The organism is Pseudoalteromonas sp. Ld20 (assembly GCF_045064175.1).
Taxonomy (GTDB): Bacteria; Pseudomonadota; Gammaproteobacteria; order Enterobacterales; family Alteromonadaceae; genus Pseudoalteromonas; species Pseudoalteromonas neustonica.
In genome coordinates, this window is the sequence record NZ_JBISHB010000027.1 from 108,054 (window position 1) to 130,929 (window position 22,876).

A 22,876-nucleotide genomic window follows, 5' to 3' on the forward strand; every position below is an offset into this window, starting at 1 on the left:
CTCCTACTTAACCGTAACGGTGAGTTTCGCAACAGGGTTCAACCATCTATGCACTGTATTGCTTAAATCACTGGCACCAGCACTTAGATCGTCATCACCTAAATTACCTGCGTGGATATGTACATTCGTGTTGCTTTCGGTACTGGTTAAACCTGCCCCGCCAGCTCCTGCATTACCACCTGGAGCTGCTGGGATACCTGGTGTGCCCGGCGCGCCAGAACCCGCTACGACAAGTTCATCGTTTGCTTCAGTACCAGCATCATAACCATTTAAATAAACAGTGTAGGTACCTGCTTCTGTTGGGATTTTCCAGCTATCAAGACCAACAAAACCATCATTGGTAGGCAGTAACATTGCAGTAACCGACAGGTAATCATTACCGTCAGTTGTCATAAGTGTAGTCATTGTTGATGTGGTCGGGGCTAATAACCCTGCAGCTGGATTAGCTGCCATATCACTGCCAGCGGCAGTTGCCTGTGCAACTAATGGATCAAGATTTCCGCCTTCAGCCATTGTTTGCAGTGCCGTTGATGCAGGCATTGCAACTTCAAATAAGTGCTCTTCGTTATTGTGTGCAGTAATTAAAATCGGCGTGAAGTGAATGCCTTGAGTAAGGTTAGTAAGTTTTAATTCAAGTTCTGCAGCCATAACTGATTGACTTGCTAGTACTGCAATTGCAGCGAGAGATAGGGTAGAAGCTTTCATTTTTAGTTCCTGTAATTGATGATTCGAGTACGAGTATCAAATACCGACATCATGAAAGCCTCACAAACTTATCACTTTTTTATCACAGTATAGTTAAACCTTACCAAACAACCTGTTGGAGGGTATTAGGATCTTCACCAATGAGTGTTTTTATTACTTTGTTATGCTCATCAAGTAAAATTAAGCGTGGGATCCCTTTATTTGCATATTGACTGTAAATGGCACGCTCAGGGTCGGCAATGAGTGAAAATTCAAGGTTATAATCTTGTGCAAATTGGGTAAGAGACTGTGTTGTTTCCTCTCGGCCTATGGCAATGATTTGTAGTTGAGTATCATTGATCAGTGGCGATGCTTGAATTTGCTTAATAACCCGCTGTGAGTCAGAGCACCATGTGGCAAATAAAATAACCAGCTTTTTATTATCACCTAGTTTCACTTCTTGATTATCAATATCAGTAAAGGTGTTTTGCTTAAAATGTTCACCTGCGTGGATGTAAGTTTGATAACCTTTGTCGTTAGTGGTTGCAGTGGCAGCTGGCATTTGCTCTGGTGTATGAGCATTATTACTACAGGCCGTTAAGGCAAAAGAGGTTAAACATAATGCAGCTATATGGCTTAATAGGGGTTTCATTTTAAGTTCCTTTTATTTATGTTGATTATAATCTAGACATTATGCCAGAAAACACTCAGGATAAAGGATAAATAAACAAGGAGATGATAATGGAAGATAATCAACAGGTTGAACCAGTTGTAACGACTAAAGATGAGCGTATGTGGGCGATGTTATGTCACTTGAGTGCGTTAACGGGGTTTATTGTGCCTATGGGTAGCATTATTGGCCCATTGATAGTGTGGTTAATAAAAAAAGATGAAATGCCACTTGTTGCTGAGCATGGTCGTAAATCATTAAACTTTCAAATTACGATGCTAATTGCTTATATTGTATGTTTTATTTTAATGTTCGCTGTAATTGGCGTTATCTTATTGCCTCTAGTGGCTATCTTTTCGTTCATTATGGTGGTTGTTGGCGCAATTAAAACCAATGATGGAAAAGAGTTTAATTATCCGCTGAGCTTAAATTTGATTAAGTAATTACATAGCTCACTCGTTATTTTAAGTTACTATTAGTCGTATTATAAAACCCAGCAAATTGCTGGGTTTTTATTTGCTTAATTTAAAGGTTGGCATGGCTTATATAACCCTATTTTTTACTGCGTTTTTTTCGGCAACTTTACTGCCCGGTTCATCGGAAGTGATACTAACGGCAATGGTTGCCAAAGGAGAGTATTTGCTTTGGTTATTATGGTTGTGCGCGACGCTTGGTAATGTATTAGGGAGTTGCGTAAATTATTGGTTAGGCACGCAAGTTATGCGTTTTAAGGAGCGTAAGTGGTTTCCTGTTTCGCAGAAAAATATTGATAAGGCTACAGCTCACTTTGAAAAATATGGTGTGTATAGCTTGTTGTTTGCATGGCTGCCCATTGTTGGCGATCCACTGACCGTTGTCGGGGGGATTTTTAAAGTACGCTGGTGGACATTTTTGTGGATTGTAAGTCTTGGCAAAGGCGCACGCTATCTAGTGGTGCTGGCCTTTGCCCTAGGTTTAGACACACTAGTTTAGGCTTTAACCCAATCTAATGTCAGAGATACTGAGTCTGCAAAACGCAAAGCATGGGGTTTATCAACGCGTACTTTTGCGTAATTCACACTGCTGTGGCTATGACATACGGCTAATATCTCAGCAACGAGCTTTTCTAATAACAAAAAGTGCCCTTGCTCGACGATAGTGATTACTTCTTTTGTGATCACTTTATAATTTAGCGCTTGGTCGACTTCATCAGTTTCACAGGCTTCATCTGCAGGGTAGTGAATCTCAAGATTGATCACTACGTCTTGCTTCTTTTCACGTTCTTCTGGGTTAAAGCCAATAAACGTGCGTAATCGTAAATTGGTGACGTTAATAATCGCATTCGCCATGCTATTAGCCCTTTATTAGCTGTAAAAACTCATTGCGGGTTTTTGGATCGGCTCTAAAGTTACCCAGCATAACAGATGTTCGCATACTTGAGTTTTGCTTTTCAACACCGCGCATCATCATACACATGTGTTTTGCTTCAACAATAACACCAACACCCTTGGCGCCTGTTACTTCTTCAACGGCTTTGGCAATTTGGTGGGTAAGTTGTTCTTGAATTTGAAAACGACGTGCGTACATATCTACAATGCGCGCGAATTTAGACAAACCTAATACCTTACCGTTAGGAATGTAAGCAATATGACAACGCCCTACAAATGGCAGTAAATGATGCTCACACATAGAGTAAAGTTCAATATCTTGAATTAACACCATGTCATCCGCATCTGACGTAAATACGGCGTTATTAGTGATTTCATCTAATGTTTGACGATACCCTTTTGTTAAATACTCCATCGCTTTTGCTGCGCGTTTTGGTGTATCTAGTAAGCCTTCACGTTGTGGATCTTCGCCCACAGCACTAATAATTTCTTGGTAACTATTTTTTAATTCGTTATGCATAAATCTCTCAATCCTTTTAAATTATTTATTTTAAGTGTCGGCCACCATCAACAGGTAAGGAGCGCCCTGTGATGTAATGACTATTTAGTAATAATTCGACACTGTTAATTATTTCACCACAGCCTGGCTCAATACCCATTAGCGATTTTTTTAAGGTTTTAGCACGGTAATGTTCGTCGTCATCGTCATTAAAAATTATCAGCGATGGTGCAATGGCATTTACTTTTATATGTGGCGCATATTTAGCGGCAAATGATTTAGTTAAATTATGTAAAGCAGCTTTACTGGCAGCATAAGCTAAGTGTTTTGGACTGCCTGTTTCGACAACATAATCGGTTAGATGAATAATATCAGCGGGAGTATTATTTTTATTTTGATAAGCCAATAGTAGATCAGCACACTGCAAATTGATTAGGTATGGTGTTTTTGCATGAATGCGCATCATGTTATCAAAAAGTGCAGCGCTGTCAGGGTTGTTCGCTTCGCAGTCCCAGCTTGATGCATTATGAATGATCGCCTTTAAACTTGTTGTGTGGTGCTTCAATTCATTAATGAATGAGTAAATAGCACCATCCTGGCTAAAGTCAGCGTACAGGCATGTAGCGCCTTTACGCTCTAAATCATCAATAGACAAGTGACGAGTACGATAAGTGACGATGATGTCTTGTCCTGTCGCGAGCAAATGCTCTGCTAACGCCAAACCAATGCGTTGGCCTGCGCCTGTTATCAAAATGGGCGATGTCATAAAATTCAGTGTTCTCTGTTTAACGCTATATTTCAGTGCCATTAACTATAAACTAAATTACAGTAATATTTCACCTATAGCGTAAAGATGTATTTGATATACGTAAAAAATAATTACGGGGATCAGCCATTACACTTTAATCACTGGCAGTGAGTGTGTACAAAAGTAAAAACAGGGCAATTAATTCGTTTTCACTGCTATTAATTGCCCTTGAAGCCATGCTGGTTGAGTATTGATTGCTTAAAGCTCGTCGTAAACAGTTGGGATCGCTTGACGTTTATGTTGAGTACGCAGATAAATGGCGATGAGCTTTTCGTTTACGTCGTCACTTACATTTTTGCCTTCTAAAAAATCATCAATTTGTTCGTAGCTTAAACCTAACGCTTCTTCATCAGTAAGGCCTGGTCGATCACATTCTAAATCGGCTGTAGGTGCTTTATTTACGAGTAAGTCAGGCGCTCCTAATTGATGCGCTAACGCACGAACCTGACGTTTTGATAAGCCAAATAAAGGCGCTAAGTCACATGCACCATCACCAAACTTAGTGTAAAAACCGGTAATGTTTTCTGCGCTGTGGTCAGTGCCCACAACCAAGCCTTGACACAGTCCAGCAATTTCATATTGGGCAACCATGCGTTGGCGAGCTTTTACATTGCCTTTTATAAAGTCAATTTGTGCTTGCTCAGGCAGTGCTTCACCACAGCCAACAACAGCCTCAAGCGCTTGGTCATGCATACCATCAGCGGCAGGTTTTATATTCACAGTCATGCGTTTACTTGGCTGAATGAACTCAACTGCAAGTTGTGCCTCATCTTCATCCGCTTGCACGCCATAGGGTAAGCGTACGGCAATAAATTGGTAGCGGTCTGTTTGTTGCTCGTTGTTCAATTCATCGACAGCAAGTTGACATAAACGCCCGCATGTTGAGGAATCCACACCGCCGCTAATACCCAACACTAGAGAGCGAGAGTGGGCGGCTATTAAGCGACTTTTAATGAAGTTAACACGACGAGTAATTTCGGTTGCTACGTTAATATTTGGCTGAACTTTCATTTCTGCCATGATCTGGGCGCGCATGCAGGGCTCCTAATTAAATATGCTGGTTGTCACTATTATAATGTAATTCAAAAGGGGGGATTTAAAGCCCCAAATGCAGTTTTATTTTTTGCAGTTCGCTTTTTAGCTCGTTTATTTCAGTAAGTAAATCATTCAGGTCATCACCTTTTAGTTCTGGTGAAATAGCTGCACTTGGTTGAACTTCAAGTGCACTTTGTTGATCGGCAAACAAATGACTGTAGCGGCTTTCTCGCTTACCCGGCTCGCGAGGGTGTTTAACAACATGCTCTGCGCCAATTAACTCATTAAGTGCAGCTTCAACCTCATTTACATTAGTAAACTCAGCTAAGCGGTTACTACGCGTTCGTAGTTCACCCGGTGTTTGTGGGCCTCGTAAAAGCAGTAAACAAATAATTGCACGTTGTTGTTCAGTCAGTTGCAGGCTACCAAATTCGGTATTGCAAAAACGGTGAGCGTATTTATTTACTCGCCCAGAAATACCCTCATCGGTTGTTACCAAGCGTTGTGTAGTAAGTTCATCAAGTGCATCTTGCACCTGTGCTTCACTTAGAGCGAGTACGGGGTCGCGATTCGATTTTTGATTACAGGCATTGGTCAATCCATTAAGTGAAAGTGGATAATGTTCGGGTGTTGTACTTTGTTTTTCAAGCAAACAACCAATGACTCGTTGTTGAATTGCGCTAAGTAGCATAATAAATGTTCTCTTTTTGTTACTTAACCTAAACTGGGGTTAAGATATTTATTAACACATTGATTTAATTATTTACTATCCTTTAAGCAGGCCTATTGCAAGTGAGTTCAACGCAGTTAGCGTTTAAAATAGCCGCAGGAGATAGCTTTATTATCCTGAATTCAAATTACTGACTCTGAGCTTACACGTTTATTGTTTGCCAAGCCATTGCTGTAGTTTGGGGTTAAGTGCGCCTGCATCGAGTGGTTTAGTTAAATAATCGTCCATTCCTGCTGTTAGGCACTTTTCTCTATCGCCTTGCATTGCATTTGCTGTTAAGGCAATGATCGTTATGTTTTTATAAAGCTCGCCGGCGTCCCCATTACGAATCGCTTGCGTCGCTTGGTAGCCATCCATTTCTGGCATCTGGCAATCCATTAATATCAATTGGTAGGGTTGTTTGACTCGCTCTTTTAACTGGTTAATAGCTTGCAAACCATTTTCAGCAATATCGAAATTAACACCCGCTTGTTTGAGTAGTGCAGAAGCGACTACTTGGTTGACTTTATTATCTTCAACAAGCAATAAGGTGGAAATATTTTCAGTGCCTTGGTTGGTTAGTTTAATATCAGTGATTGGCGAGCTATTACTAAGCTGTTGCTCAATAAACTTCTCATTTGCTAAAGAGTCAAATAAATCTGAAGGAGTAAGGGGTTTGAAAATCATGCAATCTACATTGATTTCTAGTTTGGCATCTTCTTGAGATAAGCTCATAGGCGCCATTAAGATAAGCTTGATTTTATGTTTGCTAATGTATGCTTTTAAGCGTTGGATATCATGATTATTTACTTGTTTAAAGTAATAATAGTCGAGCAAGATGGCGTCTGGATTTTTATGCTCCTCATTTATTATTTCAACCACTAGTGAATAATCATTAATGATTTCTGCTTCAGCTCCCCATGTCGTTAACTGTTTTTTTGCAATCGTGCTATTTAATGGGCAGTTTTCAATAATTAATATATGTTTATTTTTAATGATATGGCTTGGCAAGTCACTGGCTTTACTGAGCAATGGTTTTACTTTGATGGAGAATGTGAAAGTGCTTCCTTGTCCATGCACGCTGGTAACATTAATTTCTCCATCCATTAATTGGCATAGCTGCTTTACAATAGCTAAACCAAGGCCCGTACCACCATATTGGCGTGTAGTTGAGGTGTCAGCTTGAGTAAATGAATCAAATAAAGTGGCTTGTTTATTTAGTTTAATCCCAATTCCAGTATCAATAATAGAACAATGTAGGAAAGTCCCATCGGTGGTGTCTTTTAAGTCAGCAATCACAATAATTTCACCATCGGTGGTAAATTTTACTGCGTTGCCTAATAGATTATTAATAATTTGGCGTAATCTATTCGGATCACTAACGATCTTATTAACGTTTATTCGAGTGGCGTCTAAAATTAATTTAGTATTGTTTTGCTCTACTTTCAAGGCAAAAGATTCGACTACTTCACCGAGTAATTTAGGTAAATTAAAAGCCACTTCTTCTATATCTAATTTGCCTGCTTCAATTTTAGAAAAATCCAAAATGTCATTAATTATATTCAGCAGCGATTGTGCTGACGATTGTGCTAATTCAATATGATGCGCTTGTTGTTGATCAAGCACAGTTTGTTGCACAATATTAAGCATGCCTAATACACCATTCATTGGTGTGCGTATTTCATGACTCATACTGGCTAAAAACTCGCTTTTAGCAGCAACGGCTTGCTCAGCGGCCTCTTTAGCGGTTACTAATTTTTGCTCTGTTTCAATGCGTTGCTCACTAGAGTGTAAGCTGCCAATTAAAGCGGCAACTGCAATTAAAAAGCTTTCTTCGTTTCGTGACCACACGCGAGGATGTTGGCATTGTTCGGCGCACACAATGCCAATAGTCCCACTTCCGCCGGAAAGGCTGGCGATGAGCATTGATTGAATACCTAAAGGCGTTAAATAACTTTGACTCAGTGGGGCTGTAAGCTTATGACTTTTGGCATTTGAGGCATCGACGACTGCTTGTTTGTTTACCGCAATGAAAAAATCATGGAGCTCAGTGCTTTCCCATACTTGCAGCATCGAATGTTCATGTACATTTTTACCATGATAAGCAAAAGGAATTAGTTGGGTTTTAGATTCATTAAAAAGCCATATACTTGCGCGCTCAACAGTGAGCCCTTGGCAAATAGCCTGCGTGATAATATCTTTAGATTGTTTTAAATAGCCGGTTAAAACAGCATTATTAACGGTCAAAGATGCAAGAACTTCATTATGAAGTGCAATTTTACTGTTTTCTAGCTCAACAATTTTACGGGTATTAATATCTTGCAAGGATCCAAAAATACGCACGCAGCGCCCGTTACGAAACTCCGGTTCACCGTGAACTAACACCCAAATCGATTCACTTTCAGAGTTCATCACCTGGAGTTCAACCTCATAACTCTCGGCAAACTTAATTGCGCGCTCAATGAGTTTTTTTATCGTGTCTCTACTTTCACCTTGTTTAAAGTAATTAAGGTTTGTGGGCCAATCTGGTTGCTTATCCAACGGGTATTTAAAAATCTCTTTGGTCATATCAGACCAATAAACTTTTTGATTTTCAAGGCTAAATGACCATGCGCCGATTTTTGCAATATTACTCATGGTGATCAGCATTTTTTCACTTTGTTGCTGGCGGTTTAGCATTTTTAAGAAGAACATAAATGCCCATATTAACAATCCGCAAATGATTAATATGGCGAGCCTTAATGGCCAGATGGCTGAACCTGGAGGGGCCCAGCCTGCTTTAGGGGTGACATAAATTTCCCATTCCCCCCCTTGAAAGTTTAAATTAAATGCTAGCGGGTCGCGGGCCAATATTTCTGCTGACCCCCGAAAAAAAGCACCTTTAGTTCCTAACCCATTGCGGCCTTGTATGGCCACGTCATAATTTTTTTCAAGCTCATAAATGCCTGAATTTTTATAAATTTTTTCAATGTCTAGTACAACAGAAAGCAATCCCCAGAACAGTTGTTCTGGTGGGGTAAAAACAGGAACTCGGGCGATCAGTGCTTCACCGCCTTGTACTAAAGTCAGCGGCCCTGCCATCACTATTTGATTAGTGTCGCGAGCGCGGAGGGCATCTGCGCGTTGGTATTTATTTTTACGAAAATCTAAGCCAATGGCTTTTTCGTTACCTTTTAATGGGTAGGTCATGCGGATCACCATATCTGGCGCTCCACCTATATTGCGTAGTTCTGATGAGGTATCAAATAATGGTGCAGCAATTTGTGCAAAACGCTGCTGATCTAAATTGGGCTCCGCCGCTACAGCAACAGCTAAGCCTCGTACTAATTGGATATTAGAAACAAGCTTTGATTCTAGGCGTGTGCGATAGGTGCTAATTTCGGATAGGATAAGCAAGCGATGCGCATCTTTAGCGCGGCTATAACTTATTTGATCTAACACTAGGCTCGTAAGCACTATAAAAGTAAGTGACAACCAAAATGCCAGCTTAAACTTATATATTTGTTTGTGATCTTGTGTTTGTGACAACGGCATTAGTGATTAAGCTTTTTATGGTTAGACTGTTCAACTATAGTCAATTTATCACGGAAAGAAAAATAGTGTGGAAAAATTACACTATATGTTTTTATTCAGCTTTTTGGCTTGTTAGCTCATTTAAAGTCCTTCGTTTTGATTTGTTTCATTTTTCAATAAATGAACATTATTTTTTCATAAAAGTATGCTTAGAATAGGGCAACTCATTTGTAAGGATTACGTTCATGCTAAAAATTATTAAGTGGTTGGGACTAACAGTACTGATTTTAGGGCTTGCTGCTACCGGTATCATTTATGGTGCTCTGTCATTAAGCTTACCAACTCTTGATGGTAACGGACACAGCCATGAAGTCGGTAACAAAGTGACAATTTCCCGAGATGAATTAGGGCAAGCGGTGATTAATGCTAATAGCCGAAATGATGCTGCCTATGGTTTAGGTTTTGCGCATGGGCAGGATCGGTTTTTTCAAATGGATTTATTGCGCCGAAACGCAGCAGGAGAATTGAGTGAGCTATTTGGTGAGGCAGCTCTAGAGTTGGATAAAAAAATGCGTTTTCATCAATTGCGTAAACGTAGTGTCTCGATTGTTAAGCAGTTGCCAGCGGCTGATCAGCTATTGCTAAAAAGCTATGCTGCGGGTGTCAATGAAGGGTTAGCGCAAATAGGGTTTGCTAGTTTTGAATATATATTAACTGGCGCGGCTCAAAAGCCGTGGCGCAGTGAAGATAGTTTACTGGTGATTTTTAGTATGTATTTGGATTTGCAAACGGCAACATTCGAACGAGATAAAGCGTTAATACAAATAGAGCAATTATATGGCGCAGAAATGGTGGCCTTTTTAACGCAGCCAAGTAAATTCCAAGCAGCACTAGATGGCAGTCTCCTTAGTCAATACATAGATGACATACCGCAGCTGCGAAAGCAAGATCCTGCAATACCAGATGCTTATGCATGGCAATCAATTGCAGTTAATCAAGAGCGTGGCAGTAATAACTGGGCGGTCACAGGGCAATTAACACAAACGGGTGCGGGTATGCTTTCTGACGATATGCATTTATCGATGGCGGTTCCTGTTATTTGGTATCGAGCTCAACTTAATTATGTAGTGTCGGGGCAAGCGACTCAAGTAACGGGGGTTTCTTTACCCGGCGCGCCGGCTATCGTGGTGGGAACTAATAATAAAATCGCCTGGGGTTTCACGAACGGTTACCTTGATACGGCTGATTGGGTTGCGCTTGATGCAGAGAGTAAAACTTGGCAAGTGACAGAGCAAATTAGGTTGCCTGATGGTACAACACAGCCCTATGAGCTTACGCTCAGTAATTATGGACCAGTGCGTGAAATTAGCGGTAAACGTTACGCATTAAGTTGGGTTGCACATCAATCTTATGCGGTTGATATGGATTTACTAAAACTCGAGCAGGCAGTTACGGTTGACGATGCGCTGACAATTGCAAGTGATGTGGGTATACCCGTACAAAACCTAATGGTGGTCGATAGTCAGGGGAATGCCGCATGGAAAAATATGGGGGCAATTCCTGGGCGTATTCAACCTAGTGAACTCGCTGTGCAGGAAAGTGATTATTCAGCGCAGTGGCAGGATAATGAATTAATTAGGCCGGACGTTAAAAACCCTGAAAATGGTCGTTTATGGACGGGTAATTCTCGCGTTGTGTCAGCGCAAGATAATAAGCGTTTTGGTAATGGTGGTTATGCGCTTGGCGCACGTTCTAGTCAAATACGTGACCGGCTTAACGAAAAACAGCAGTTTACTGAAGCTGACTTTAATCAATTACAACATGATAATGAGGCGCGCTTTTTAAAGCCATGGCATACCTTGTTGCTTAGGCAGCTTAATCAAAATAGTCTTGAGAATAAGCGCTATATTAGCGCAGTTGAAAACTGGCAAGCGTGCGCATGTGCAGAGTCTATAGGGTACACTTTAGTAAGGCGCTATCGTGATGAAGTAATTAACATTGCCTTTAGTGCAATGCAGGCAAAGCTAAAAACCGAGGGTGGATCGCTGCGTTATATTAAGCGTGATTTAGAGCCTGCAATTTGGCAATTAATTGAGCAGCAGCCAAGCAGTTGGCTCAATCCTCAATTTAAAAGTTGGGATGCTCAATTAGTCGGTGCGTTTATTAAAACGATTGAAAATTTAACGCTGGAATTTGGCAGTGATATTCAAAATTGGCAATGGGGTAAGGTGAATGAATTAGTCATTGAACATCCGTTTTCAAAGCAGATCCCTCAATTAAGTAATTTATTAAATATGCCTAAAGCGGCAGGGTTTGGTGATAGTTTTATGCCAGCAGTGCAAGGGCCAAACTTTGGTGCTTCACAGCGATTTATAGCTCAACCAGGCCACCTAGATAAAGCAGTAATGGCTATTCCTGGAGGGCAATCTGGGCATCCGTTATCACCTTTTTATCGAGCGGGTTTCATGGGCTATATTGCAGCGGAACTCACGCCATTATTACCGCAAAAGCTGAACCATCAAATTGTAATAACACCTGTAAGTCTAAATTATACACCTATCATGTAGTCTTGTTCTGGTGTGGCGATGGTGGTCATATTTCTGCCATCGTTTTTACTTTTATAAAGTGCAGCATCGGCTTGTTGTAATGTTTTTTCTAATGATGCCAAAGGACGCCATTCTATTAAACCAAAACTCATAGTAATGGTTAGATTTGGTTTAATAGATAAAAGTGATAGCGCTTGTATGTGATTGCGTAATGCTTCAATACGTTCAAAAGCATCCGCTTCATTAGTATTAGCGAGGACGATCAAGAACTCTTCGCCACCCCAGCGTACAATAATATCGGTTGAATTTAATTGGTTGGTTAGTGCGCTTGCAATAATCGTTAAGATAGCATCACCTTTATCATGACCATAGGTGTCGTTGATCTGTTTAAACATATCTATATCAGCCATAACTACACAAATTTGGTTGTCGGCCATGATGCTTTTTTGACGAGTTTCTATAATTAACTGTTTAGCAAAACGCCGGTTATATAATTTAGTAAGGTGATCTTTTGCTGCCATTTCAGTTAATTCAATACGCTGTGAAATCGAGATTTCTCTGATCAAGCTAAATGCATAAATCATGGGAAGCCCGGCGATAATAATATTAATAATATTAATGTAAGGTAAAAGTGATACATACGCATAGTTGTAAGTGACATCAGCAAAGAAAAAATACAATCCAGCAAAGGTAATTATTAATGTCATGCTGTAAATAACAGCCTGCTTCAATTTAAGTTGATAATCAACTAACAGCATTGACGAAATGGTCCATAGATAAAATTGAAAACCGAGCTCTAATCCTAATGTTGCACATGCCAAAATCGAGTGTAATACCACTTCTATGCAAAATATTCGCAAGGCTAATGCATGCAACCTTTGGCTTATTAAAAAGATCCCAGAGCCCCAAGCAAGGACACTAAAAATATTGACAATTGCTAAAGTCAGAGCACCAATTTGCGCAAAAAATAATATCAGTAATACGTGGGTTGCTAAGGCAAAGTACGCCACTTTTTTGATAATTTGAAATTTCACTTGCTCAACGTCATCAAGACTTGCATGTAGGGGTTGTTCTGATGTTGTCAAAAGGGCTCCTAAATGTGAGTGAGTCATTTTAAAAGTATAGGAGATAAAAAATTAATTTGAGCGAAAATAATGAGCATAACGTTCTATATTTAACCTACATATAAAATAAGAGAACAATAATGAAAAAATTAATTCCGGTATTCATTACGTCAGCACTTTTAAGTTTAAGTTGTCATGCTGAACAAAGCGTTGTTAAAACACAAAAAATCAGTGAGCATATGTATGTATTATTTGGCCAAGGTGGCAATATTGCTGCAAGTGTTGGTGACGATGGCATTTATATTGTTGATGACCAGTTTGCAACGTTATCTGAGCAGATCAAGCAATCGTTAACTGAATTAAAACCCGGCAGTGCTCAGTTTGTCATAAATACACACCATCACGGCGATCACACTGGGGGTAATGAAAACTTTGCGAAAGCGGGGGCCCATGTCATCGCACATAATAATGTACATAAGCGATTAACTGAAAAGCATGGTGTGGGCTCTGACTACTTACCGCGCATCAGTTTTAATGATGATTTAACGTTGCATTTCAATAACGAGCACGCCAAGCTCAAGCATTACCCTCATGCGCATACCGATGGCGATGCCGTTGTTTTTTTCGAATCAGAAAATATTGTGCACATGGGTGATATCTTCTTTAATACAGGTGGTTTACCATTTGTAGATGTAGACAGTGGTGGTAGTGTTGACGGCATATTAAATGCGGTTGACGATGTTTTACTAAGCATTAACGATAACACGCACATTATTCCTGGTCATGGGCCGCTAAGCAAGCGTTCAGAGCTGGTGGTATATCGTGACTTGGTTGCTAGAGCAAAAGCAATTATGCTCAATGCGATGAAAGATAATGCCAGTTTAGAACATGTACTAAAAGCGGATCCTCTTGCCCAGTTGAATATTGAATTTGCAGGATGGTTACCAAAAGAGCGCGTTACTACACTGTTTTATCGAAGCTTAAAATAATAAATTTGGCCACTGCGGTGGCCACAAACTAATGTCCTACGCCTAAAGGAGTTGTGTATGCCGGCAGAAAAGACCCATCTAGAGATTTGTAACTTAACAAAAGAACAATATCCACAAATTAAAACATTGATGGACCAAGCCTATCCTGATTTAGGCGGGGCATGGCCTAGCCATACTATTTTTAGGTTGATAGACCAATTCCCAGAAGGTCAATTAGGTATGGTTGATGATGGTGTATTAGTAGGGATTGCGCTCAGTGTGCAAGTTGACTACACACGTTTTTCAAATCCACATACCTACGAAGATATTGTTGACGGTCATGATCGGGTATTTAGTGACCCCGATGGCGATGCGTTGTATGGGCTTGATGTTGTTATTTCATCAACTCACCGAGGTATGCGCTTAGGCCGCAGACTCTATGATGCACGTAAAGAATTGTGCCGTCAGTATAACTTACGAGCCATTTTAGCGGGCGGGCGTATTCCTCGTTATTACAATCACAGCGATGAAATGACACCAACAGAATATATCGCCAAGGTGGATCATAAGGAACTGTATGATCCTATATTGAGCTTTCAATTATCGAACGACTTTCAGGTTAAAAGATTGCTTAAAAAGTATTTGCCTGAAGATCAAAACTCGGTTGGTTATGCCACGTTGCTTGAGTGGAATAACATTATGTTTGAACCAACTGACACTGTACTCGAATCGACCAAATCGATAGTGCGAGTTGGTGCTGTGCAATGGCAAATGCGTAGTGTTGCATCGGTTGAGGAAATGCTCACGCAGGTTGAGTATTTTGTAGACACAGTATCTGATTACAAAAGTGACTTTATTTTATTCCCTGAATTTTTTAATGCCCCATTAATGGGGCTCAGCGAACAAAGAAATCAAACCGAAGCAATTCGTTATTTAGCTGAATACACAGAGACTTTTCGTGATGCGATGTCGCGAATGGCGATTGAATATAACGCCAATATAATTACCGGTTCAATGCCGCTTGCCGAAGGCGATAAAATTTATAATGTCAGCTATTTATGTCACCGTAGCGGTAAAATTGATGAGCAACGTAAAATTCATATTACCCCGCATGAGCAAAATGATTGGGTGATCCAAGGTGGCGATAAAATAGCGGTGTTTGAAACTGATGCAGGGCGTGTGGGTATTCAAATTTGTTACGATGTAGAGTTCCCTGAATTGTCGCGCATTTTAGCAAAGCAAGGGCTCGACATTCTGTTTGTACCATTTTGGACAGACACTAAAAACAGTTATTTACGTGTTCGCCATTGTGCACAGGCTCGCGCCATTGAAAACGAATGCTATGTAGTCATTGCAGGTTCTGTCGGCAATTTACCAGAAGTAGAAAGCCTAGATGTGCAATATTCGCAATCAGCCGTACTGACTCCGTCGGATTTTTCATTCCCACACGATGCGACGCTCAACGAGGCCACTCCCAATACTGAAATGCTGTTATTCAGTGATTTAGATATGGATAAGTTAAAGGTACTCCACAGCGAAGGCACCGTCCGTAACTTAAAAGATCGTCGTGAAGACTTATACGACGTTATTTTGAAAAAGAGGGATAGCTAAAAAATGGCATGGGTGTATTTAATTATCGCAGGCCTGCTTGAAATAGGTTGGCCTGTTGGATTGAAAATGTCACAAGAGGGTGAAAATCGTTGGTTGGGTATAGGTGTTGCCGTGGCGTTTATGGTTGCCAGTGGCTTTATGTTATGGCTGGCACAGCGTGATATTTCAATGGGGACATCCTACGCTGTATGGACTGGTATTGGCGCGGCCGGGACATTTATAGTGGGGATCCTTTTTTATAATGATGCCGCTACATTTGGCCGTATAGCCGGTGTATTAATGATTATCAGCGGTGTAATTACCTTAAAAATAAGTCATTAAGTGGAATAACTAAAAAATAAAAAGCGGCTACTTGGTGAGCCGCTTTTTATTTAAGTGGAAGTTATTTAATTGGTGGGCAACATTACCAATACCGCGGCAATAGCGATTAATACAAGCCCCGCGGTATCTTGGCGCTTTAAAGGCTGTTTGAGCCATAACACCGAGATCAACATGGTAAAGAAAACCTCTACCTGCCCCAGCGTTTTAACGTAGGGGACATGTTGTAAACTCATGGCACTAAACCAGCCAATTGATCCTATACAGCTAAAGAAGCTCACTAAGCTGACCATTCTTTTATAGCGCCACATTTGCTTTAATGTGTGCGGCTCTTTAATAGCTAAATACACAAGTAACATAATACTTTGTAAGCTGATCACAAATAGTAAGACCCATGCTGCAGAGTGAGGAAATAATAGGCCCGAGTTTAAGCTTGCTTCACGCACCCACAACGAAGTAAGCGCAAAGCAGGTGCCACAGGTAAGCCCAAGCAAGGCGGTGGTTAAATTAAACTGTTTAACTTTAGTAATACCGCTGAGTATCAATACAGCGATAGCGCCTAAAAACACCCCTAACCAACCGAGTAAACTCAGTGCAGAACCAAAAAACAGTACGCCTAGAATTGCGGCAACCAGCGCTTCACTTTTTGCAAGCCCAGCACCCACAGCATAATTGTTCATTTTAAATAGCTTAACCATTAAACCAGTAGCAATAATTTGCATCACACTTGCACCTACAATAAAGGCCCAAAAGGTATTATTAAATGAGGGCATAGCAGTCGGCTGGTATTGATAAAGTGAATAGAGATAAATCGCGGCAATAGGGCTGGCAACAATAAAGCGCGCTAATGTTACACCCGCTACGCTCATATCATTACTTAATTTACTTTGCAGTGCATTACGCCACGCTTGCATAAAGGCGGCTAAAAAAGTGAAAAATATCCAGATCATGATCGTTACAAAAAAATAGCAGTGAGAGGTAAGTTAACAGGCAGCGAAGTTTAAAGCGAGGGAGGATTACCGCTTATGAATATTCATCAACTGCGACAATATGCCACAGTTTCAAATACCTCACGCTGCGCTATAGTTAGTGTGATGTTATTGCTAGCCGCGATTGCTTATATAAGCGCTCGCGGCTTTTTTATTACTCGAATTGTGTCTTAAGTTATAACGAGTTGAGTTTAGCTGTGCTAAGTTGATTAAAATTTTAACTAACTTAAACTCAGGTTAACGAGGAATAACAATGACGATATTACTTATTTGCGCACTACTTGCTGTACTGATGCCTTACTTTGCTAAGGCTCCGGTGGCGTTCGCGATGAACAAACTCGATGGCTACGATAATAAACATCCGCGCGACCAGCAAACTAAGCTAACAGGGTTTGGCGCAAGAGCTTTAGCTGCACATCAAAACTGTTTTGAAGCTTTGGCGGTATTCGCAGTGGCTTTGGCGGTGGTGTTAGGGACAAACAGTGTTCATCAGGTAACCGAATTGCTCGCTATTACCCATATTATTGCACGTGTATTATATTGTGTTTTTTATTACTTAAATTTAGATGTATTACGTTCATTGGTGTGGTTTGTGGGCTTAGGTTCTGCCGTGGCAATGATTGCGGTCAGTATGTAATACGTTGATTTAAAAGCTGAGGTTACTTGGGCGTGTTGACCTTTCGTGATTGATTTTGCTGCAGTATAAACGCCAAAGCAAGCGGCTTAAACAAGGCGCTTGCTTTGGGGTCTTTGGGTACAAATGCTTACTTGGAAGCAACCGTAATTTTTTCTATTAAATCTTTTGATTTATAATCATCATTTATTGCAAAGTCTAACTGTACGAGCAAATCTTTAAAGCCTGAATCCGACGGCTTATATTCCCATTGTTTTAGCGCTTTTTTAGCTTCCTTATTGAATACACCGTCAGGGCTAGCACTGACAACCGATACATTAAGTGTTTTTCCCGTTGGGCTAATATCGTATTTTAATACCACTGAGCCACTTATACTTTGTTCGACGGCTTGAGTGGGGTATTTTGGTTCAATGCGGATAATTGGCGTGATTTTATCCACTTGTTTCATCCCATCAGGTTGTTTTGCAATAGCAAAGCTACTTAACATTCCCGCAGCAAAAATGAGTAGCGCGCCTTTGGCAATAATTGAGCTACTACCAGTGTGTTTGATTTGATTGAGTCGTTGTAACATCGTATTTTTATCTCCATAGTGTGAATATGCCATTAAGCTGGTGCGGGTATTTGCAGCACAGTTTACTAGCGCTTTGCTGTATAAAATCCGTTGTTGGGTGGTTTTATTTTTGAGTACCTTTTCATCGCATGAAAGCTCTTGTAAACGCCTAAAGCTGATGTAGCCAAGCCATGCTAATGGGTTAAACCAAAACACCAAGGTGGTTGTTAATAGCAGCATGTTGAATAAATTGTCGGCGCGTTTTATATGTACTTTTTCATGTTCTATGATCAGTGCTAATGACGCACTATCGACTTTTTGCATATAATCGGTTGGCATCACTAATTGAGTACGAAATAGGCCAATCACCATGGGGGTACTGACGACCTCACTTTGTAGTAACTGTATATTAGGGTTGCTGATGGTCAGTTGTTCATCATTAAGCTTGGTTAGTCTTAATTGCTTGATAAAGCGCTGATGCGTCACAATCGTAGCAATAAGCAATAACCCAAGCACTACGTTATACAATAGTGCCCAGCTAATACTGAAATGAGTGTTCAGTGCTTGATTTGGGGTGATCAGCATCGTGCTTATAATCGAGCTTTGTAATGGCTTTAAATGCGCGGGTAAATTAACGAGCAGCAGTGCAACGGGTAGTAATAACCATAACTTATACACAAAATTTGCACTGAGCCACTTAAGCGAATAGCGCTCTAAAATGAGTAAACTGAATATGATTACACTGATTAATAATTGCTGTTCAATAAGCCAGTTAAAGGTAACTTCTAACATAGTAATCCCTTACTTTTGCTGTTTTTCCCACTCATCAATCACTTTTTTTAGCTCATTGATGTCTTGTTGAGAAAGTTGCTCGGATTTAGCAAAGCCGCTTACCAAAGGTGCAATACGGCCACTAAAAAAGCGTTCGATAAAGTTTTGGCTTTCTTTTAGTGTGTATTCAGCACGCTCCATACAAGGCGTGTAAATGTATTGGCGACCGTCTTTTTCAAAGCTCAGAGCGCCTTTTTTTACTAAGCGTCCGAGTAAAGTTTTAATGGTTTTTTCGTGCCATTGTTTTTCGTCACTTAAGCGTTCGATAATTTGGCTTGCTGTCGCAGGGTAGTTAACCCACAGGGCATCAAGCACTTCAAATTCTGCTTTAGATAACTCAATCATTAATATATTGCCTACAAGTGTAATCTTTAACAACAGATTACGCCTGTAATCATAATTTGCAACTAGTTTATGAAAAATAAATTAATTTTTTAAAATGTTAGATTTGTCTATTTTAAGGTGGGTGTTTTCAGTTAAGTTGAGAGTCGCTAAATTAAGGTCGGCAATTTGCTCACGGTATAAATCAACAACTTTATAGCCACAATAATGCGCCATTTTACGTATTTGTCGGTTAAGGCCTTGTTTTAAAATAATGCTAAATTGGTGCTCAGCTATTTTTTCAACTGTGCAAGGCAAGGTGATGTGCTTATCAACAGGCACCCCTTTTGCCATTGTTTGGCAAAATTTATCATCAAGTGGTTTATCAACAGTCACTAAATAACGCTTTGGCTGGTGGAAGTCAGGATGGATCAGTTGATTACAAAACTCGCCATCGTTAGTGAGTATTAGGAGGCCTCGGGAATCTTTATCAAGTCTGCCAATGGGGTAAACACGCGTACCACTAGGTAAATGGTGAATGAGGCTACTTGCATCATTTGGATTGAGTTTACAATCAATGCCAACGGGTTTGTTATAAGCAAAATAGGTTAACGCAGCACGCCCTTGAATTCGTTTGCCATCGATACGTATATTGTCGTTATCATCAACATGGTCAATATGGTTTGCTGGGCGGTTATTAACACTTACTATGCCTTCGTCAATTAAGCGAGAGGCTTGTTTGCGAGAGCAAACACCCGCATGAGCGATATATTTAGCAAGGCGAGTTTGTTCAGTCATTAATTAATTCATTTGGTTTTAAGTTGATCAAAGTATATCAAACCTGCGTACAGATAATTTAACCTAATACTAAAAAGGTCAGATCATGGCTATTAAATTATCAGAACTTAAAGATCATCAACCGTTACAAAAAGTCATTGTTCATTCATTGGAAATGGCGTTATACCAAGTATCAGTAATGATTAATAACGTTGAATATTATGTCACTGACGAAAAAGGTGAATTTATTCGAGGGCTGAGTCCATTGCATATTCAAAAGCGCCTTGATCATTTGAGCTACGCACAAATGGTGTTACGCCATACCAGTGCATACGATGAAATGTGTGGTCAAAGCGAAAAAACAGCGAGCAATATGTTAGAAGTTCCTTATGGTAAAAATCATTTATACTAAATTTGTTAGTAGCGCGAGACTATTCAATGTAGAACGCGCTATTAGGACGTGTTGACCTTTCGTGATTAATTTTGCAGCAGTATAAAGCCAGACATGCGTTGCCCAAAGGGTTCTTCCTAGGGGCGATTGACTGTTTGTTACCTACACGGATGTAGGTAAGGGGCGTGAGCAGGACGCGGAAGCTTTGCTCGGCTTTTACTTATTCTCACATGGATGTGAGCCAGTAGAATAACGCAGGAGCAGTTATCGAGCCCACTCGATTACAAACCTCGCGCCGCGATTAAATCGCCCCTAGATTGAACAAATTTCAATCCACAAAGATCAACACGCACTAGGGTATTTTAGGCTATTTCTGATAGCGGCTGCTGTTCAAAAGTGAGACCTAAAAACGGTGTTGCCTCTGGTGCCAACATAAAAGTACGAATGTTCATATGGTCGTTGTTATCCGGATTTTTCAAGACATCATCACGGTAAAATTCGCCAAAGCAATCTAAGGTGTTTTGTTTCGTTAGCTGATTGAGTTTGGCAAAAGCAAAAATTTTACATGAACCATTGTTTTCAGTTGCAGTGCTTTTCAGCCCATGATTATTAAATGCGCTAGGTGTAAATGTGTAATTTGCTTCGATCACGGCCATTGTATCTGCAAAAGCGATATTCTGTGGTTCGTCCGCTAGGCGACTTAAAAAGTCATTGAGTGTCATAGTTATCCTTAATTATTTAGCTAGCTCTAGCTGATTAGTTTGTTGGTTTATATTAAATTTAAACAATTGTAAAAAGTTCATACCAAGCAATCCATAGTCACTATGACTATCAATTACTAATACTTCAAAGTTCTCAATATATTGTTTGCCAATTAAAATGGAATCTACCTGATAGCGCTGCGCAATTGCTTGGCCGTTGGCAGTATTAACTCTTATGCTATCAATATAGTCTGGTATTGGTCGTAATGCTTGAAATACTGTATTGGGTATCACCGTATAGCTCGCGCCGGTGTCTATCATTAGCTCGGTATTGAATGAGCTATTGATTTGCATGTTTAATAAATAGTGCGCGCCGTATGATTTGAGTGAGATTAAATCTACACCACTTTGTGCATGTGTTATCTGCATTTGTAGTTCATCAACTTGTTTTTGTAGCGGGTGTTCCACTGCAAAGCGCTCTAAAGTTGATTGTGAGCTGGTTATATCATCGAGTTGATAATACGCATTTGCCAATGCGAGTAAGTAATGAGGATTGTCGTTATCATAATCAAGCCACACAGAAGTTTGAGAAACTATTTTTTGCCAAGCATGTTGTTTGCTCAACGTATTTATTTGTGCGAAGGTCAATTGCTGTAAGCGTTGTAAAATAACAGCTTGCTCACTCTCATTTGCGAATGAATTTAAAGAAAAAAACGCGACAATCGCTTGATGAATTTGCTGATTTTTAACTAAGTGCTCAGCATTAAGACGTAGCATTTTTATATCATAAGGGTACTTGTTTAAAAACGCTTGTAAAAAAGTATCTGCAACGGTGAGCTCATTATTTTTAAGCCAATTATCGAGCGTATCGAGCCAGTGAAAATAAAGGCGCTCAGCGTGTAAAGGGTGTGTGTTTTTTAGTTTTTGGTAGCTTGTAACCGCCTGAGAAAAACGCTGTTGCTGAAAATCAGCTGTGGCTTGTTCATATAGCGGATTGGTTTTGCTTTTATCATTTATCAAGGTGTTTTCGTGTGTTATTAACGTTGGCTTTGATGCTAATTGCACCTGCTCTTTTGGCCATAAAAAATAGCCATTTAAAGCGACTGAGGCCAATAATAACAGTGTGATGACTTTGACGTATAGCGTGCTTTGCATCCTGTTTTTATTGCCCTGATGCAGAATTAAGTAATTGCTTGAGAGCAAACACATTCGCAATTTCTATGTCAGGTAACCCCTTGTAAGCATAATTAATATGCTGATCGTTTAACCACACAGATTGGCAACCTGCATTATGAGCGCCGTGTACGTCAGAATCTAAGCTATCACCAATATGTAAAATTTGCTGTGGAGCGACATTTAAATACGCGCAAGCTTGCTCAAACATGGTTGGGTGTGGTTTGGCTTTTCCATGCATGCCAGCTTGTAATACGAGTTCAAACACTCCCTTTAAGTTAAACTGTTCAACATCAGCATTGCCATTTGTAATAGCAATTAAGCGATATTGCTTAGCTAGTTGGGAGAGTAATTCGAGTACCTGTTCACTGACGACAATATTGCTGCGCGCGTCAGTAAATGCTGTGTAGGCATTATTTACATGATATTCGAGTTCAGCATCTTGATAACCAATTTTACTTAACCCTAGCATAAGCGTGTGTTTACGCCATAGGGTTACATTATCAATTAAAGCGGGATTTGATTGAGCTGCTTGGTCACGGCATTGTTGCCAATAATGTCTACCTTGTGCTTGCCACTGAGTGAGTGAGTTTAAATAGTCAAACTGCGCCTGTACGGCGGCTTTAATGATGGGGCGATTGTTATACAAGGTATCGTCTAAGTCAAAACTAAGCACGGAAAAAGGGGAAATAGCACGATTAAAGCGGATCATAAAAG

The 22,876-nt window shown here is 40.2% G+C and carries 24 protein-coding genes; 8 read left to right on the plus strand and 16 right to left on the minus strand.

Features of this window, described 5'->3' with window-relative positions; all coding sequences use genetic code 11:
* Positions 1–3: 3 nt before the first annotated feature.
* Together ACJJVX_RS04595 and ACJJVX_RS04600 are read right to left on the minus strand one after the other, a co-directional pair.
* Positions 4–705, minus strand: a complete 702-nt coding sequence (locus ACJJVX_RS04595; RefSeq protein ID WP_405630395.1) for a spondin domain-containing protein — start codon at positions 703–705, stop codon at positions 4–6.
* A 100-nt stretch (positions 706–805) separates the two neighbouring features.
* Positions 806–1,336 (minus strand): TlpA disulfide reductase family protein, encoded by a 531-nt coding sequence (locus ACJJVX_RS04600; RefSeq protein ID WP_054454444.1) that lies wholly within the window; start codon positions 1,334–1,336, stop codon positions 806–808.
* Positions 1,337–1,425: 89 nt separating this feature from the next.
* Here ACJJVX_RS04600 and ACJJVX_RS04605 point away from each other — a divergent pair, with 89 nt between their 5' ends.
* Both ACJJVX_RS04605 and ACJJVX_RS04610 read left to right on the plus strand, forming a co-directional pair.
* Positions 1,426–1,797, plus strand: a complete 372-nt coding sequence (locus tag ACJJVX_RS04605) for a DUF4870 domain-containing protein (protein WP_054205263.1) — start codon at positions 1,426–1,428, stop codon at positions 1,795–1,797.
* 94 nt (positions 1,798–1,891) lie between these two features.
* Complete coding sequence (locus ACJJVX_RS04610) at positions 1,892–2,326, plus strand: YqaA family protein (RefSeq protein ID WP_405630398.1); 435 nt, start codon at positions 1,892–1,894, stop codon at positions 2,324–2,326.
* Here the strand turns inward: ACJJVX_RS04610 and folX are convergent.
* From folX to ACJJVX_RS04640, 6 genes are all read right to left on the minus strand, one after another.
* Complete coding sequence (folX, locus tag ACJJVX_RS04615) at positions 2,323–2,682, minus strand: dihydroneopterin triphosphate 2'-epimerase (RefSeq protein ID WP_054205261.1); 360 nt, start codon at positions 2,680–2,682, stop codon at positions 2,323–2,325. The two genes, ACJJVX_RS04610 and folX, sit on opposite strands and share 4 nt — an antisense overlap.
* A 4-nt stretch (positions 2,683–2,686) precedes the next feature.
* Entirely contained in the window at positions 2,687–3,241 is a 555-nt protein-coding gene (gene folE, locus ACJJVX_RS04620) for a GTP cyclohydrolase I FolE (RefSeq protein WP_054205260.1), read from the minus strand.
* A gap of 25 nt (positions 3,242–3,266) precedes the next feature.
* Positions 3,267–3,986 (minus strand): dihydromonapterin reductase, encoded by a 720-nt coding sequence (gene folM, locus ACJJVX_RS04625; protein WP_405630401.1) that lies wholly within the window; start codon positions 3,984–3,986, stop codon positions 3,267–3,269.
* Positions 3,987–4,226: 240 nt separating this feature from the next.
* A complete protein-coding gene (gene nadE, locus ACJJVX_RS04630) occupies positions 4,227–5,063 on the minus strand; it encodes an ammonia-dependent NAD(+) synthetase (RefSeq protein WP_405630404.1) in 837 nt (278 codons plus the stop codon).
* A 61-nt stretch (positions 5,064–5,124) separates the two neighbouring features.
* Positions 5,125–5,754 (minus strand): YceH family protein, encoded by a 630-nt coding sequence (locus tag ACJJVX_RS04635; RefSeq protein ID WP_405630407.1) that lies wholly within the window; start codon positions 5,752–5,754, stop codon positions 5,125–5,127.
* Between the two features lie 189 nt (positions 5,755–5,943).
* Positions 5,944–9,306, minus strand: a complete 3,363-nt coding sequence (locus ACJJVX_RS04640; protein WP_405630408.1) for an ATP-binding protein — start codon at positions 9,304–9,306, stop codon at positions 5,944–5,946.
* Positions 9,307–9,530: 224 nt separating this feature from the next.
* Between ACJJVX_RS04640 and ACJJVX_RS04645 the strand changes: the two genes are divergently transcribed.
* Positions 9,531–11,852 carry a penicillin acylase family protein gene (locus ACJJVX_RS04645; RefSeq protein ID WP_054205255.1) on the plus strand — a complete coding sequence of 774 codons (2,322 nt, stop codon included), beginning with the start codon at positions 9,531–9,533 and terminating at the stop codon, positions 11,850–11,852.
* Here ACJJVX_RS04645 and ACJJVX_RS04650 read toward each other — a convergent pair.
* Positions 11,834–12,916 carry a diguanylate cyclase gene (locus tag ACJJVX_RS04650; protein WP_249118437.1) on the minus strand — a complete coding sequence of 361 codons (1,083 nt, stop codon included), beginning with the start codon at positions 12,914–12,916 and terminating at the stop codon, positions 11,834–11,836. The genes ACJJVX_RS04645 and ACJJVX_RS04650 overlap by 19 nt on opposite strands.
* A 119-nt stretch (positions 12,917–13,035) precedes the next feature.
* Here ACJJVX_RS04650 and ACJJVX_RS04655 point away from each other — a divergent pair, with 119 nt between their 5' ends.
* The 3 genes from ACJJVX_RS04655 to ACJJVX_RS04665 are packed head-to-tail and all read left to right on the plus strand — an operon-like array spanning position 13,036 to position 15,795.
* Complete coding sequence (locus ACJJVX_RS04655) at positions 13,036–13,884, plus strand: MBL fold metallo-hydrolase (protein WP_170173327.1); 849 nt, start codon at positions 13,036–13,038, stop codon at positions 13,882–13,884.
* Positions 13,885–13,941: 57 nt separating this feature from the next.
* On the plus strand, positions 13,942–15,474 hold the full coding sequence (locus tag ACJJVX_RS04660) for a carbon-nitrogen hydrolase family protein (protein ID WP_054205252.1): 1,533 nt from the start codon (positions 13,942–13,944) through the stop codon (positions 15,472–15,474).
* A 3-nt stretch (positions 15,475–15,477) separates the two neighbouring features.
* Complete coding sequence (locus ACJJVX_RS04665) at positions 15,478–15,795, plus strand: multidrug efflux SMR transporter (protein WP_054205251.1); 318 nt, start codon at positions 15,478–15,480, stop codon at positions 15,793–15,795.
* A 65-nt stretch (positions 15,796–15,860) separates the two neighbouring features.
* On the opposite strand, the gene ACJJVX_RS04670 is transcribed toward ACJJVX_RS04665, so the two are convergent.
* Positions 15,861–16,742: a DMT family transporter gene (locus ACJJVX_RS04670; protein WP_197279073.1), complete on the minus strand. Its 882-nt coding sequence runs from the start codon at positions 16,740–16,742 to the stop codon at positions 15,861–15,863.
* 292 nt (positions 16,743–17,034) lie between these two features.
* Between ACJJVX_RS04670 and ACJJVX_RS04675 the strand changes: the two genes are divergently transcribed.
* A complete protein-coding gene (locus tag ACJJVX_RS04675) occupies positions 17,035–17,418 on the plus strand; it encodes an MAPEG family protein (protein ID WP_054205249.1) in 384 nt (127 codons plus the stop codon).
* A gap of 127 nt (positions 17,419–17,545) precedes the next feature.
* Here ACJJVX_RS04675 and ACJJVX_RS04680 read toward each other — a convergent pair whose 3' ends face one another.
* The 3 genes from ACJJVX_RS04680 to ACJJVX_RS04690 all read right to left on the minus strand — a co-directional run bounded on the left by ACJJVX_RS04680 (position 17,546) and on the right by ACJJVX_RS04690 (position 19,915).
* Positions 17,546–18,757: a TonB family protein gene (locus tag ACJJVX_RS04680; RefSeq protein WP_405630414.1), complete on the minus strand. Its 1,212-nt coding sequence runs from the start codon at positions 18,755–18,757 to the stop codon at positions 17,546–17,548.
* 9 nt (positions 18,758–18,766) lie between these two features.
* Positions 18,767–19,141 carry a BlaI/MecI/CopY family transcriptional regulator gene (locus tag ACJJVX_RS04685; protein ID WP_054205247.1) on the minus strand — a complete coding sequence of 125 codons (375 nt, stop codon included), beginning with the start codon at positions 19,139–19,141 and terminating at the stop codon, positions 18,767–18,769.
* Between the two features lie 81 nt (positions 19,142–19,222).
* A complete protein-coding gene (locus ACJJVX_RS04690; RefSeq protein ID WP_054205246.1) occupies positions 19,223–19,915 on the minus strand; it encodes a pseudouridine synthase in 693 nt (230 codons plus the stop codon).
* 85 nt (positions 19,916–20,000) lie between these two features.
* On the opposite strand from ACJJVX_RS04690, the gene ACJJVX_RS04695 reads away from it, so the two are divergent.
* On the plus strand, positions 20,001–20,306 hold the full coding sequence (locus ACJJVX_RS04695) for a DUF6482 family protein (RefSeq protein ID WP_054205245.1): 306 nt from the start codon (positions 20,001–20,003) through the stop codon (positions 20,304–20,306).
* Positions 20,307–20,647: 341 nt separating this feature from the next.
* Here ACJJVX_RS04695 and ACJJVX_RS04700 read toward each other — a convergent pair whose 3' ends face one another.
* The 3 genes from ACJJVX_RS04700 to ACJJVX_RS04710 are packed head-to-tail and all read right to left on the minus strand — an operon-like array spanning position 20,648 to position 22,871.
* Entirely contained in the window at positions 20,648–21,007 is a 360-nt protein-coding gene (locus ACJJVX_RS04700; protein WP_054454430.1) for a HopJ type III effector protein, read from the minus strand.
* A 12-nt stretch (positions 21,008–21,019) separates the two neighbouring features.
* Positions 21,020–22,141: a retroviral-like aspartic protease family protein gene (locus ACJJVX_RS04705; protein WP_054454428.1), complete on the minus strand. Its 1,122-nt coding sequence runs from the start codon at positions 22,139–22,141 to the stop codon at positions 21,020–21,022.
* A gap of 7 nt (positions 22,142–22,148) precedes the next feature.
* Positions 22,149–22,871, minus strand: coding sequence for an HAD-IA family hydrolase (locus ACJJVX_RS04710; RefSeq protein ID WP_054205242.1), 723 nt, complete (start codon positions 22,869–22,871; stop codon positions 22,149–22,151).
* Between the last annotated feature and the right edge of the window lie 5 nt (positions 22,872–22,876).

What these genes read in the sequence shown, in the direction of transcription:
- ACJJVX_RS04640 (WP_405630408.1), bottom strand. Translation starts at nt 9,306, where the DNA reads ATGCCGTTGTCACAAACACAAGATCACAAACAAATATATAAGTTTAAG.
- folM (WP_405630401.1), bottom strand. Translation starts at nt 3,986, where the DNA reads ATGACATCGCCCATTTTGATAACAGGCGCAGGCCAACGCATTGGTTTG.
- ACJJVX_RS04705 (WP_054454428.1), bottom strand. Translation starts at nt 22,141, where the DNA reads ATGCAAAGCACGCTATACGTCAAAGTCATCACACTGTTATTATTGGCC.
- ACJJVX_RS04660 (WP_054205252.1), top strand. Translation starts at nt 13,942, where the DNA reads ATGCCGGCAGAAAAGACCCATCTAGAGATTTGTAACTTAACAAAAGAA.
- folX (WP_054205261.1), bottom strand. Translation starts at nt 2,682, where the DNA reads ATGGCGAATGCGATTATTAACGTCACCAATTTACGATTACGCACGTTT.
- folE (WP_054205260.1), bottom strand. Translation starts at nt 3,241, where the DNA reads ATGCATAACGAATTAAAAAATAGTTACCAAGAAATTATTAGTGCTGTG.
- ACJJVX_RS04700 (WP_054454430.1), bottom strand. Translation starts at nt 21,007, where the DNA reads ATGACACTCAATGACTTTTTAAGTCGCCTAGCGGACGAACCACAGAAT.
- ACJJVX_RS04690 (WP_054205246.1), bottom strand. Translation starts at nt 19,915, where the DNA reads ATGACTGAACAAACTCGCCTTGCTAAATATATCGCTCATGCGGGTGTT.
- ACJJVX_RS04685 (WP_054205247.1), bottom strand. Translation starts at nt 19,141, where the DNA reads ATGATTGAGTTATCTAAAGCAGAATTTGAAGTGCTTGATGCCCTGTGG.
- ACJJVX_RS04655 (WP_170173327.1), top strand. Translation starts at nt 13,036, where the DNA reads ATGAAAAAATTAATTCCGGTATTCATTACGTCAGCACTTTTAAGTTTA.
- nadE (WP_405630404.1), bottom strand. Translation starts at nt 5,063, where the DNA reads ATGCGCGCCCAGATCATGGCAGAAATGAAAGTTCAGCCAAATATTAAC.
- ACJJVX_RS04675 (WP_054205249.1), top strand. Translation starts at nt 17,035, where the DNA reads ATGACGATATTACTTATTTGCGCACTACTTGCTGTACTGATGCCTTAC.
- ACJJVX_RS04670 (WP_197279073.1), bottom strand. Translation starts at nt 16,742, where the DNA reads ATGATCTGGATATTTTTCACTTTTTTAGCCGCCTTTATGCAAGCGTGG.
- ACJJVX_RS04605 (WP_054205263.1), top strand. Translation starts at nt 1,426, where the DNA reads ATGGAAGATAATCAACAGGTTGAACCAGTTGTAACGACTAAAGATGAG.
- ACJJVX_RS04600 (WP_054454444.1), bottom strand. Translation starts at nt 1,336, where the DNA reads ATGAAACCCCTATTAAGCCATATAGCTGCATTATGTTTAACCTCTTTT.
- ACJJVX_RS04695 (WP_054205245.1), top strand. Translation starts at nt 20,001, where the DNA reads ATGGCTATTAAATTATCAGAACTTAAAGATCATCAACCGTTACAAAAA.
- ACJJVX_RS04680 (WP_405630414.1), bottom strand. Translation starts at nt 18,757, where the DNA reads ATGTTAGAAGTTACCTTTAACTGGCTTATTGAACAGCAATTATTAATC.
- ACJJVX_RS04710 (WP_054205242.1), bottom strand. Translation starts at nt 22,871, where the DNA reads ATGATCCGCTTTAATCGTGCTATTTCCCCTTTTTCCGTGCTTAGTTTT.
- ACJJVX_RS04665 (WP_054205251.1), top strand. Translation starts at nt 15,478, where the DNA reads ATGGCATGGGTGTATTTAATTATCGCAGGCCTGCTTGAAATAGGTTGG.
- ACJJVX_RS04645 (WP_054205255.1), top strand. Translation starts at nt 9,531, where the DNA reads ATGCTAAAAATTATTAAGTGGTTGGGACTAACAGTACTGATTTTAGGG.
- ACJJVX_RS04610 (WP_405630398.1), top strand. Translation starts at nt 1,892, where the DNA reads ATGGCTTATATAACCCTATTTTTTACTGCGTTTTTTTCGGCAACTTTA.
- ACJJVX_RS04635 (WP_405630407.1), bottom strand. Translation starts at nt 5,754, where the DNA reads ATGCTACTTAGCGCAATTCAACAACGAGTCATTGGTTGTTTGCTTGAA.
- ACJJVX_RS04595 (WP_405630395.1), bottom strand. Translation starts at nt 705, where the DNA reads ATGAAAGCTTCTACCCTATCTCTCGCTGCAATTGCAGTACTAGCAAGT.